An 11,691-nucleotide genomic window follows, 5' to 3' on the forward strand; every position below is an offset into this window, starting at 1 on the left:
CCCCGCCCGGTCCCCCCCGTGCCGAGACGGGCCCAAACCGAAATTCCCCGGCCATATAAACCGCCGCCCCCGCCCCCCCCCGCCCCCCCCCCCCGCGCCCCCCCCCCCCCCCCCCGCCCCCCCCCCCCCGCCGAGGTATGCGCGCAGGTCAGCACGGCGTGGCGGGCACCGACCGCCTCGATAACTGGTCGGAAGCCCGCCGATCCTTTGCTATGGTTGTCCATGTCGCCGCGGGAAACCGGGGCCGACCACCTGGTCCGGGTGGCGGAATGGCAGACGCGCTAGCTTGAGGTGCTAGTGCCCTTTATCGGGCGTGGGGGTTCAAGTCCCCCCTCGGACACCAGCTGGGACCCCACTTCATGTGGGGTTTTTTGCTTTCCAGGGCTGTGGCGTGACCCGCCACGCGACCAACGGCCCAACGATTCCCCAGGTCAGCCCAAGGATGACAGGCCGGGTCGGCCCGCTCCGGAGCGGCGAGCTTCCGCGCTCCATCCTTACGTGCATGCCCGTACCGGGCCATGGTGCAGCCCGGCGAGTGGTGCCGGACCTTCGCTGAGACCCCTGTGTGCGCGCAGCTCTGCCACTCAGTCGGCGTTGTAGCCCTCCGGCTGCTGCTGGCCGGCCTGGAACGCCCGGTAGGCGTCTGTGTTCCCCGAGCGGCTGTAGTCGTCCGGAGTCTCCAGGCGGACTGCTTCGTACGGGAAGCGCTCGAACAGCTAGGCGAAGCTGCTGGACGAGGGCATCAGTAAAGGCCTTCTTGATCAGCTCGACGGGGATCTCCACGAGGGATACGACGCACGGCCGCACTGCGATCCATGCCAGTCGACGCGGGGCCGTGACGTGGCGATCATCGCGCATCCGCCGGGTGAGGAGATCCAGTTCGACTGGCCTGAGCCCGCGGCGCCTCTACGGTCGCCGGGCGGCTGTTGGCGCTGGCTGCGGTCCGCCTCGTGCCGGTGGAGTTTCTGACTGATGAGCAGGCCGAGGCGTGCGGGACGCTCTCCCAGGTGCCCACGCGCCCGGAGCTGGAGCGGTTCTTCTACCTGCCCGGTAAGACCGCAAGATCACCCCATGGTTCTTTTTGGGCTTACCTCGGCGATGCCCCATACGGGGCGGGGGCTCAGGCGCAGTCGAGGAGGTGGTTGCAGGTGTTGGTGCCGCTGGGGAGGTCGCTCTCACTGTTCAGGATGTAGAAGCCGTACTTCGCCGGAAGCACGATCATCGTCTGATACTGCATCCGGCTGTCGTCCCCGACCACGTGATGCCTGAGGGAGTAGAAGAGGTTGCCGCTGAGGTTCGGGGACTTCATCACCCGGTAGTTTCGGGTCTCCGATGCGAAGCCCGTCACCGGAAGCACCGCATTCTTCCACTTCGTCACGTCCGCAGTGATCTTCTGCTGCTTCTCATATCCTTCGAGGTCGCGCAACGCCTGGGCGGCGCAATGGGACATGTGGATGTGCAACTGGTCCTGTCTGCGGGCCTGTTTGGAGTTGATGCCCAGTCCGGCCGCAGCTGGTTGACTGAAGTAGTGGGGGATCCTGCCTTGCGCGGCAGACCAGTAGTCGGTAGCGCCGCCGGCCCAGATCCTGGAGCATTCGATCCCTTTGAGGCGCTCCGTCGGAACCAGTTGAAAGTCCGTCGTGCTTCCCTTACGGCCCGCCATCACGCCCCAACGGCTTTCCACTTCCAGGCAGGGTCCGGGCTGTTTCAGGACGCACGCCTGGATTTCCTTCCAGAGGTGTCCGTCGTCCGTCTGGCTGCCGCAGTCGTCACCGAAAGGATCGGCGCTGGGAGCGTTCTCCTGATTATCCGTGGACATGGCATGCCTCCGCCCCTTTGGAGTCGTCCGAGAGCCTGTGTGCAGGATCGGCTGAGTTCAGGAATCCCCCCGATATTGAACAGATAACCAGTCAGGTGAGCCAATCACCCGCAGGTGCAGCTGTGACGCCGCCGAACGTCCCAGCCGCCTGGTCTCCTCACCTCGCGGCTCACCTCGCCGAACACCACAAGGCTCAGACGTACCCCAAAGCCGTCGCGCAGGCGGACGCCGACTTCGCCGACCTCCAGGACGCCGACGACATCCCCCGCCCCCGCCGAGTCCGCATCCGGCGGCCGGACGACCCGCTCACCCCAACGCCAACCGGACCATGATCAATCTCAGCGGCACTTTCAGCCCCTCAAACACGCTCATGCTCCCCACCTTCCCCAGACGCCCCAAACCGGAACAAGTGAGGAGGAGGAGCACCTCTGGCCGTTTTCAAGGAGTCTCATCAACAGTCCGCCGTGGGTCCAGCAGGCCGATATCGACACGGCCGAGCCCGACCAGGGCTACGCCACCCGGACACGCCGGTCCCTGGAAGCCCGGCGCCAGCTCGACGACCCGACATTGGGACTGGTGGCCGGGGTGTGGGGCGGAGCCCCGCGCATCGGTGACAGATCCCCCTGCCGGCCCGGCCCCGGCCTTGCCCTCCTCCGGTCCGGCCCTCGGCGGGGTGCACGACCGGATCGTGTAGCCGTCACACCGCCAGCCCGGCCGCACGCGCCCGGTCGCGTTCCCGCCACGCCGCTGTACGGCATCGCCCAGAACAAAACACCTGGTCAGAGCGAGTGAAATAGCCGGAAGCCAGACGGCGGCCACACGTCGGACACCTCGGGCCCCGTCCCGATCGTGTGGGAGGCGATGAGGTCCGGTCCGCGGCCGTAACGGCGGTATTGCCGGAACCAGGCCGCCTTGCAGCGGGCTGAGCAGTACCGGCGCCGCGGCGCTGCGCCCGGGGGCAGAACGGTTTCAGCCGTGGCGCATTCCCGTCTCAGAGCACGCCGTGCAGGGCGTTCTCCTTGAACCCGTCGTCGGCCTCGCGGTAGCCGCGCATGCTCTTGGAGCCGTTGGCCCATCCGCCTTGGCGTTCCATGACCGCGTCGGGGTTGCCGGCGCGGGCGGACTCGGTGACGAGTCCGCGGCGGAGGCTTTGGCCGGTGGGCCGGATGTCAAGCTCGGCGCGGGCGCCGATGCGGGTGAGGACGTCGCCGACGGTCTCGGCGACGAGTCCGCCTTTCAGGACGGTTCCCCACCGGTTGTGCGGGCGGCGGTAGGCGAATCCGTCCGAGTCGTCGCCGTGACCGGCCGATGGTGAGCACTGTGGAATCGCCATCTCGTCAGGGGCCTGTACGGGAGAATGCGCGCAGTTCTTGGAAGGCGGGGGAGCCGGTGGCGCAGCGGGTGATCGCGGGCAGGTATGAGTTGGAGCGGTTGCTGGGCCGGGGCGGGATGGGGGAGGTGTGGGCGGCCCGCGACGGCATGATGGAGCGTTCCGTGGCGGTGAAATTGCTCCAGGCGCATCTCGAAACGACCGAGGGTGAGGAGCTGTTCTTCCGAGAGGCCCGCACGGCGGGGGCGCTGAGCCATCCGGGGATCGTCACCGTCCACGATCTCGGACGGGACGGCGACGGCACGCTCTACCTGGTAATGGAGAACGTTCCCGGCCGGAACCTGGGCGTTGTGCTGAAAGACGGCCTGCCGCCGGTCGCGGACGTCCTGGCGTGGACCGCGCAAGCCGCCGACGCGCTGCACGCCGCGCACACCGCTCGGATCCTGCACCGTGACCTCAAGCCTGCCAACCTGATGCTCACCCCGGCGGGCAGCGTGAAGATCCTCGACTTCGGAATCGCCCGCTACATCTCCACCCGGACCGTCGCCAGCCGCGTCGTCGGCACGGCCGCCTACATGCCGCCCGAGCGGCTCCGGGGCAAGGTCGGCGACACCCGCGGGGACCTGTACTCGCTGGGCTGCGTGTTGTACGAGCTGCTGACCGGCCGCACCCCGTTCGGTGACCTCGACGCCCTCGCCCTGATGTACGCCCATGCAAACACCCCGCCCGCACCGCCCTCCAGCCACCGCCCCGGCCTGCCGCCCCACCTCGACACGCTGCTGGCCGAGCTTCTTGCCAAGGAACCGGGCGACCGGCCCGCCAGTGCCGCCGAGGTCCGTAACCGCCTCAGCCACCCACCCTCGTCCCCGCCCCCCGGACCACCCCCGGCTCTGCGGGCAGGGCCCAGCCACCGGCTTGCCGACACCGCCGTCGTCCCCGGCGGCCTCCGGCCCCCACCTGCCCGGCCCACCCTGGCGACGCCCTCCAACCAGCCCTGGACATACCCCACCGGCGGCTGGGTGTGGTCGTCGCCGACGGTGGTGGACGGCATCGCCTACATCGGCAGCAACGACAGGAAGGTGTACGCGCTGGACGCGGCCACCGGGCACTGCCGCTGGACACACACCACCGGCAGCATCTGGACGTCTATCTCCACTGGCTCCGGGGTCGATTCGTCGCCAGTGGTCGTGGACGGCACCGTCTACGTCGGCAGCAGCGACAGGAAGGTGCACGCGCTGGACGCGGCCACCGGCACCCCCCGCTGGACACACACCACCGGCGGCCGGGTCGAGTCGTCGCCGGCGGTCGTGGACGGCACCGTCTACATCGGCAGTTGGGACAGGAGGGTGTACGCGCTGGACGCGGCCACCGGCGCCTCCCGCTGGACACACACCACCGGCGGCCGGGTCGAGTCGTCGCCGACGGTCGTGGACGGCACCGTCTACATCGGCAGTTGCGACAGCAAGGTGTACGCGCTGGACGCGGCCACCGGCACCCCCCGCTGGACACACACCACCGGCGGCGTGGTCACGTCGTCGCCGACGGTCGCGGACGGCACCGTCTACATCGGCAGTTGGGACAGGAACCTGTACGCGTTGGACGCGGCGACCGGCACCCCCCGCTGGACACACACCACCGGCGGCGTGGTCTCGTCGTCGCCGACGGTCGTGGACGGCACCGTCTACATCGGCAGTTGGGACAGGAACCTGTACGCGTTGGACGCGGCGACCGGCGCCCCCCGCTGGACACACACCACCGGCAGCCATGTCTCGTCGTCGCCGGCGGTCGTGGACGGCACCGTCTACATCGGCAGCCACGACAGGAAGGTGTACGCACTGGACGCCGCTAGCGGTCAGGCCGGCGCCTCGTGACCGGAGCGACCGGACGTCTGGGGCCCGTTCGGTGCGACAGCCCCGGTCACAGCACGCCGAGCAGGGCGTTGTCCTCCCACTGGTCCACCACTTCGAGGTAGCCGGCCAGGACTTTGGAGTGCGGAGCCCATCCGCCCTTCGGTGGGGTTCTTCCGCGTTTCCGGGGGTCGGCCCGCGGGTCGCGCGTGCCGGCCGCGTCCGGTCGGCTCAGGTGCGCAGGACCACCAGGCCGCTCGGGGTGGTCAGCGTGCCCGGTGTGACCGGGGTGAAGGTGTGGGGGAGCGACAGGCAGGGGGGGTCGGATTCCGGGACGGCGTCGAAGAGGTAGGCGGCGGCGGACGTGGTGTCGCTGACCAGGTGGGGGCCGCCGGGGGAGGGGGTCGCACCCGTCAGGCGGGTGCGGAACAGGCGGCGCAGGTACCGCAGCGTCTCCGGCGTGAGGGGGATCTGCGGCTGCGGGCGCCGCGGCGCGGGGTCGGGGTCCGGTCGGCGACCGAGGTCCCGCGCCGGCTCCGGGGGCGGGGCGTGCGGGGGGATCGCCCCCGTCAGGAGGAGCGCGAGGAGGACCGGTACCGCCTTGCGGCGCAGGGCCTCGGTCGCCGACCGGAGCCGGTGGGCGTGGGCCACCGGGAGGGACAGCGCGAGGCTCCCGGCCGCGTCGCCGATCGTGATCGGGACCGCCGCGCAGACGACCCCGGGCGAGTACTCCAGCAGGTCGAACACCGGAGCGCCGGGGGCCACCGCGTCCAAGGCGGTGAACAGGGCCCGACTGTCGGTGATGGTCTGCGCAGTGAGCCGCGCGGGCCGGTGTCGCGCCACGTGGTCGGCGCGGCCGTCGTGGTCGAGCTGGGTCAGCAGGCACTTGCCCACCGCGCTCGCGTGGGCGGCCGCCCGGAAGTCCACCCACTCCCGCACCGGGGGTGTCGCCGGACCGTCCGCCATCTGCGTGATCCGGACCTCGCCCTCCGCGTACCGGCTCAGGTACACGGCGGCGCCCGCGCTGTCCCGTGCCAGCGCCAGCGTGCGCTGGAGCTGCCGCGCCAGGCCCTGCCCGCCGGGTGCGGCGAGCCGGTCGAGGGCCGGCCCGCGCGCGAACACGCCCGCGCCCGGGCGGTACGCGTACCCCTCCTCGCACAGCATGGCCAGCAGCGGGCGCAGCGCGGCCTCGCTCAGCCCGGTCTCCCGGCCGAGCTGGCCGGCCCGTACGCCCAGCGGGTGCCGCTCCAGGACCCGTACGACGGACAGCGCGCGGCGCGCCTGCGCGAGCGCGGCACCGGTGCCGGCCTGGACGGAGGTACGGCGGGCGGCCGCCGTGAGCGCCGGGTGGCGCAGCGGGCCCGCGGCCGGCCGGGGCCCTGCGGGCGGAGCCACCCGTACGGTGACGGGCGGTGGCGGCAGGAACCCCGCGACCACCGCGGGCAGTCCCGGCCGGGGCAGCGGCACCGGGCCCAGATCGGGATCGTCGAACTGGTCCACGAAGCGCAGGACGGCGGCCTGCGCGCACAGCCGCACCTCCCGGAAGTCCCGGCGCCCGCTCGGCCGGAATCCGCGGCGTCCCAGCTCGCGCGCCCAGAACCGGGCGTCGTGGTGCTCACCGCGCCGGGAGTGGTCGAGGAAGAGGCAGTACGCGGCCGAGGAGGTCCGGGGGCTGCCCGAACCGGCGGCGAACTGCCACCAGAACCGGGCGCCCTCGCGCAGCCCGGCGAGGTGGAGCAGACAGCCGAAGACGGCCGCGCCGGCCAGGTCGGTGCGCCCGTCCGAGACGAAGGAGTCGAGCTGGTCCCCGGCCTTCGGCGCGCACACGGCGGCCAGGCAGGCGGCCTTGAGGTCGCGCCGGGCCCGTTCCGCGTCGAGGGGGCACTCCCGCGCGGGGTCGCTCCAGCCGTGGGCGGCGCGGCGCCGGGTGCGGTGCCCGGGCAGGGGCGAGTGCCGCGTCGCGCGCAGCAGCCGCGCCTCGGCCGCGCCGAGGTCGTAGTGCGGATAGCGGTCGCGGACGACCGCGCGGGCCAGGAACTCGGCCAGGGAGCGGGAGGTGCCGTCGTCCTCCCGCCGCTCGTGCCCCTCGTACCGCCTCATGATTCGGCGGACGTGTCGAGCAGACGGGCGAGGCGGCGGTGGGCCTGGCCCAGCTGCGAGCGGATGGTCGCCTCGTCGACGCCCATCACGGCCGCGGCCTCGCCGGGGGTGCACTGGAGCCCGTACCGCAGCAGCACCGCGTCGCGTTGCCGCTCGACGAGCCGGGACACGGCGGAGTAGAAGCGGATGGTGTCGGTCAGCACCTCGTAGCGGTCGGCGTGGGCCTCCTTGAGCGCGGCTTCGAAGGCGCTGATGTCCATGGGTTCGGGCCACGGGCTGCGCCGGTGCTGACGGTCCACCAGGCAGAGTTTGAGGACGGTCCAGGCGTAGGCGTCCAGGCGGTCCATGTGCAGCATCCGCAGCCACTGGTTCATGATCGAGTCGAAGGCGGCGTCCACCGCTTCCTCGGCGGCCGCGTCGGAACCGAGCTGCAGGTACGCGAAGCGCATGTACGCGGGCCTCCGATTGGCGTGGAAGGCCCAGTACGACAGGCGCGCCGTCGGATCCCACTGACTCATGGGCGTCGGCCGCCGGCGCCGACTCGGCAGTCCCACGGCTCCACCGGACTCCTCCGGACCACCATCGCTCACCGTTCCACCTCATCCCCTGTGCGCGCAGAACAGGAAAGCAGCGCGGGCGCACTCAGAGGGCGTAGAGAGGAAACCTGTAAGGATTACGGTCGGTGATGACCGACCTGTGATCGATGTCGACCGGGCCGGGGTTCAACCAGCGCATACGCATATGCCCCCCTCATGGGCGCGCGCACCGCGTGTGACCATCCCGCGATTCACTCGTTCGCCGGATGCGGTCCCATCGCGGCGATCCGGCTCCGAGTCCCGACTCCGGCTCCCACTCCCGCGCCGGACCCGGGGCGTCCGGTCCCCGGACACACGGAGTCCGGCTCCCGGACGCCGGTCGGGGGCCCCGTCGTCCGGCTGTAGCATGGGCCCATCGCGAGGGCCGTGACGGAGAGGTCACTGCCCTCGCTTTTGCGTTACGCCACCCCCGAACAAATGCGGCGCGTGGCCTTTCGGCGGTTCGATACGATGAACCGCACTCACAGACCGTCACGTCATGCTGTACCGCATATATGAAATGGAGCATCCGAGGATGGCTCGACACCTGATCACCAGCGCGCTTCCGTACATCAACGGGATCAAGCACCTGGGCAACATGGTCGGGTCGATGCTTCCGGCGGATGTGTACTCCCGGTACCTCCGCCAGCGCGGCCACGACGTCCTCTACATCTGCGCCACCGACGAGCACGGCACCCCCGCCGAACTCGCCGCGAAGGAAGCCGGCATCTCGGTCGCCGAGTTCTGCGCGCAGGCCCACGACGCCCAGAAGGCGGTCTACGACGGCTTCGAGCTGTCCTTCGACTACTTCGGCCGCAGCTCCTCGGTGCAGAACGCCGAGATCACCCAGCACTTCGCGCGCCGACTCCAGGAGAACGGCTTCATCGAGGAGCGCGCGATCCGGCAGGTCTACTCGCCCGCCGACGGCCGCTTCCTGCCGGACCGCTACGTCGAGGGCACCTGCCCGCACTGCGGCTACGACAAGGCCCGCGGCGACCAGTGCGAGAACTGCACCCGCGTCCTGGACCCCACGGACCTGATCGAGCCCCGCTCGGCCATCTCCGGCTCCACCGAGCTGGAGGTCCGCGAGACCAAGCACCTGTTCCTCCTCCAGTCCGCGCTCCAGCACGAGGTCGAGGCCTGGGTCGCGGAGCACGAGGAGGAGTGGCCGCAGCTCGCGTCCTCCATCGCCCGCAAGTGGCTGACCGAGGGCCTGCACGACCGCGCCATCACCCGCGACCTCGACTGGGGCGTTCCCGTCCCGGCCGACACCTGGCCCGAACTGGCCGCCGAGGGCAAGGTCTTCTACGTCTGGTTCGACGCGCCGATCGAGTACATCGCCTCGACGAAGGAGTGGGCGGACGCGGACCCGGCGAACCGCGACTACAAGTCGTGGTGGTACGAGGCCGAGGACGTCCGGTACACCCAGTTCATGGCCAAGGACAATGTCCCCTTCCATACCGTGATGTTCCCGGCCACCGAGCTGGGCGTCCGCGAGCCCTGGAAGATGGTCGACTACGTCAAGGCCTTCAACTGGCTGACCTACTACGGCGGCAAGTTCTCCACCTCGCAGAAGCGCGGCGTCTTCACCGACCAGGCGCTGGAGATCCTCCCGGCCGACTACTGGCGCTACTTCCTCATCGCCAACGCGCCCGAGTCCGACGACTCGTCCTTCACGTGGGAGCACTTCACCGCCACGGTCAACAAGGACCTCGCCGACACCCTCGGCAACTTCGTCAACCGCGTGCTGTCCTTCTCCCGCAAGCGCTTCGGCGACGACGTGCCCGCGGGCAACGCCGCCGGGGAGGTGGAGGCCAAGCTGGGCGAGCAGATCGCCGAGCTGCTCGCCGAGTACGAGGGCCACATGGACACCCTCCAGTACCGCAAGGCCGCGGCCGCGCTGCGCGCCCTGTGGTCGGCCGGAAATTCCTACCTGGAGGAGAAGGCCCCCTGGTTGGAGATCAAGACCGATCCCGAGGGCGCGGCGCTCACCCTGCGCACCGCGATGAACCTCATCCACCTGTACTCCGTGGTGTCCGAGCCGTTCATCCCGGCCTCGGCGCGCGCCATGCGCTCCGCGTTCACGCTCGCCGGGGACACCGCGACCTGGGTGACCCCGGAGCAGGCCAAGGCACTGGACGCGGTGCCGGCCGGCACGCCGTTCACCGTGCCGCCGGTGCTCTTCGCGAAGATCACCGATGAGGATCTGGAGTCCTACCGCGAGCGCTTCGGCGGTACCCCGGAGGCCTGACCCTCCCGAACCGCCACCGAGGGGCGCGACCCGCGAGGGGTCGCGCCCCTCCGGCGTGTCCGGGCGGCGGCGACCGGTCCACCGATCACCGGGCGGGTACCCGCGGGCGCCGCGGTGGACGGGGCCGACCGGATGGCGGGCAGGGCGGAGCGTCGGGGGCGGGCCGGTCGCTCACGGTCCGGTCCGCACCCCCCTGGCTTGAAGTGGCCCCTCGGCCAGGGATCTTGACCTGTCTGCCGCGTGTCGAACCGGCCCCGTGATCGTTTCTTCAGCCGTAACCCTCACAAGTGCTGCGGAATCGGGAGGACGCGCGGTGACCTCATGGCGGTACTTCGCCGGTGCGGGCCTGGTGGCGGCGCTCTGCCCGCTGCACGGCCACGTGGCGGTCGCGGGCGACGGCGCCCGGGTCGACGTCTGCGTCCCGGGCGGCAGCCCGGGACGGCCCGTCGTCAGGCCGCCCTCGGTACGTCCCCCCGTGCCGTCGGGGCGGCCCTCCGTACGGGTGACCGTGCCAGGGGCCGACCGGCCGACCGTGCTGCACCCGGGGCGGATCGAGGTACCACCGCTCGCCCCGGTCCCCGCCCCGCCGCGGTCGCCGGGGCCGTCCGACCCGCCCGCGCCCGTCGCGAAGGCCGCTCCCGACGACCCGAAGCCGCCCGGCCCGGACGCCGCACCCGCGCCGGACGCCGCACCCGCGCCCGGCCCGGAGCCCGCGGCCGTCGCGGCCCCGCCGCCGGCCGCGGCGGCGCTCGTGCGCGCCAGCGCCTTCCGGGTGCGCCCGTACCGCGCGGTGGCCCTGGAGCGGCGCGGCCCGGACGGCCTGTCCACCGTGATGCTCATGGCCGTCATCACCACCCCGGCCGTCCTCGCGGCGGCCGCCCTGCGCCCCCGCTCCAAGGGGCGCGGCTGACCACCGCCCCGCCCCCCTCGCGGGCACCGACCGCCCCATCCGTACGCTCCGCACGATCCACACCGGGAGAATCCACGTGTCCGAATGGCTGGTCCTGGCCATCGCCATGGCGCTCGTCTGCGCCGTCGTCCTCGCCATCACCGCGATCCGGCACCGCCGGGCCGCCGACGACGAGGACACCAGCGAAACCCCCGACGTCATCGAGTACATGACGATGATGGTGGGCGTGGTCTACGCGATCGTGCTGGGCCTGGCCATCGCGGGAGTCTGGGAGGCCCGCGGCGCGGCCGAGGACAGCGTCCGGCGCGAGGCGCAGGCGCTGTACGAGGTCACCCAGCGCGCCGACGTCTACCCGGTGCCCGTCCGCGACCGCATCCGCGGCGAGGTGGACGCGTACGTCTCGCACACCGTCGCCGTGGACTGGCCGCTGCTGACCTCCGGCGAGACCGCTTCGGCCCAGGGCGCCCAGCTGCTCGGCAAGCTGCGCAGCGACGTCACCCACCAGAGTCCGGCGACGGAGCTCCAGGCGCAGGCCTACCAGCCGCTGCTGGACCACATCGCGGCCGCCGACGACGCCCGCCACTCACGGACCCAGAGCGACGAGTCCACCCTGCCGGGCGTGGTGTGGTTCGGGCTGCTGGTCGGCGGAGTGGTCACGGTCGGGCTGATCTTCACCTTGCAGATCCGCAAGTCCGGGCGGGAGCTGCTGCTGGCGGGGCTGTTCAGCGCGCTGATCGTCTTCCTGCTGTTCATGGTGTGGAGCTTCGACGCGCCCTACGGGCGGGACGGGACCGATTCCGCCGGACCGTTCCAGGACCTGTTCCCGAGGCTCGCGGTGTCGGCGGCCGCCCGCTGAGAC

Annotated in this window: 7 protein-coding genes, 1 tRNA gene and 2 pseudogenes; 5 read left to right on the forward strand and 5 right to left on the reverse strand. The window is 71.5% G+C overall.

The window, feature by feature from the left end; all coding sequences use genetic code 11:
- Positions 1-255 precede the first annotated feature (255 nt).
- Positions 256-343 (forward strand) — tRNA-Leu (locus ACWFQ8_RS05170).
- A gap of 244 nt (positions 344-587) precedes the next feature.
- On the opposite strand, the pseudogene ACWFQ8_RS05175 reads toward ACWFQ8_RS05170, so the two are convergent.
- The 3 genes and pseudogenes from ACWFQ8_RS05175 to ACWFQ8_RS05185 all read right to left on the reverse strand — a co-directional run.
- A pseudogene (locus ACWFQ8_RS05175) lies at positions 588-716 on the reverse strand (DUF6879 family protein); the annotation flags it as partial.
- A 404-nt stretch (positions 717-1,120) separates the two neighbouring features.
- Complete coding sequence (locus ACWFQ8_RS05180) at positions 1,121-1,819, reverse strand: CDP-diacylglycerol diphosphatase (protein ID WP_453784810.1); 699 nt, start codon at positions 1,817-1,819, stop codon at positions 1,121-1,123.
- Between the two features lie 991 nt (positions 1,820-2,810).
- A complete protein-coding gene (locus ACWFQ8_RS05185; protein WP_453784811.1) occupies positions 2,811-3,152 on the reverse strand; it encodes a hypothetical protein in 342 nt (113 codons plus the stop codon).
- A 56-nt stretch (positions 3,153-3,208) separates the two neighbouring features.
- Here ACWFQ8_RS05185 and ACWFQ8_RS05190 point away from each other — a divergent pair, with 56 nt between their 5' ends.
- A complete protein-coding gene (locus ACWFQ8_RS05190) occupies positions 3,209-5,020 on the forward strand; it encodes an outer membrane protein assembly factor BamB family protein (protein WP_453784812.1) in 1,812 nt (603 codons plus the stop codon).
- A 546-nt stretch (positions 5,021-5,566) separates the two neighbouring features.
- Here ACWFQ8_RS05190 and ACWFQ8_RS05195 read toward each other — a convergent pair.
- Positions 5,567-6,265, reverse strand: a pseudogene (locus ACWFQ8_RS05195) (IclR family transcriptional regulator domain-containing protein); the annotation flags it as partial.
- Between the two features lie 827 nt (positions 6,266-7,092).
- Positions 7,093-7,614 carry a sigma factor-like helix-turn-helix DNA-binding protein gene (locus ACWFQ8_RS05200; RefSeq protein ID WP_453784813.1) on the reverse strand — a complete coding sequence of 174 codons (522 nt, stop codon included), beginning with the start codon at positions 7,612-7,614 and terminating at the stop codon, positions 7,093-7,095.
- 592 nt (positions 7,615-8,206) lie between these two features.
- Here ACWFQ8_RS05200 and metG point away from each other — a divergent pair.
- The 3 genes from metG (at position 8,207) to ACWFQ8_RS05215 (ending at position 11,688) form a co-directional block, all read left to right on the forward strand.
- Entirely contained in the window at positions 8,207-9,922 is a 1,716-nt protein-coding gene (gene metG, locus ACWFQ8_RS05205) for a methionine--tRNA ligase (protein WP_453784814.1), read from the forward strand.
- Positions 9,923-10,235: 313 nt separating this feature from the next.
- The gene (locus tag ACWFQ8_RS05210; RefSeq protein ID WP_453784815.1) at positions 10,236-10,832 is read left to right on the forward strand and encodes a hypothetical protein; all 597 of its coding nucleotides are present in this window, start codon (positions 10,236-10,238) and stop codon (positions 10,830-10,832) included.
- Positions 10,833-10,908: 76 nt separating this feature from the next.
- The gene (locus ACWFQ8_RS05215) at positions 10,909-11,688 is read left to right on the forward strand and encodes a bestrophin-like domain (RefSeq protein ID WP_453784816.1); all 780 of its coding nucleotides are present in this window, start codon (positions 10,909-10,911) and stop codon (positions 11,686-11,688) included.
- The last annotated feature ends 3 nt before the right edge of the window (positions 11,689-11,691 follow it).

The sequence above is a fragment of the Streptomyces sp. NPDC055254 genome (assembly GCF_053606025.1).

Excerpts from the sequence above, each read along its gene's own strand:
- ACWFQ8_RS05180 (WP_453784810.1), bottom strand. The coding sequence starts at position 1,819 with ATGTCCACGGATAATCAGGAGAACGCTCCCAGCGCCGATCCTTTCGGT.
- ACWFQ8_RS05185 (WP_453784811.1), bottom strand. The coding sequence starts at position 3,152 with ATGGCGATTCCACAGTGCTCACCATCGGCCGGTCACGGCGACGACTCG.
- ACWFQ8_RS05200 (WP_453784813.1), bottom strand. The coding sequence starts at position 7,614 with ATGAGTCAGTGGGATCCGACGGCGCGCCTGTCGTACTGGGCCTTCCAC.
- metG (WP_453784814.1), top strand. The coding sequence starts at position 8,207 with ATGGCTCGACACCTGATCACCAGCGCGCTTCCGTACATCAACGGGATC.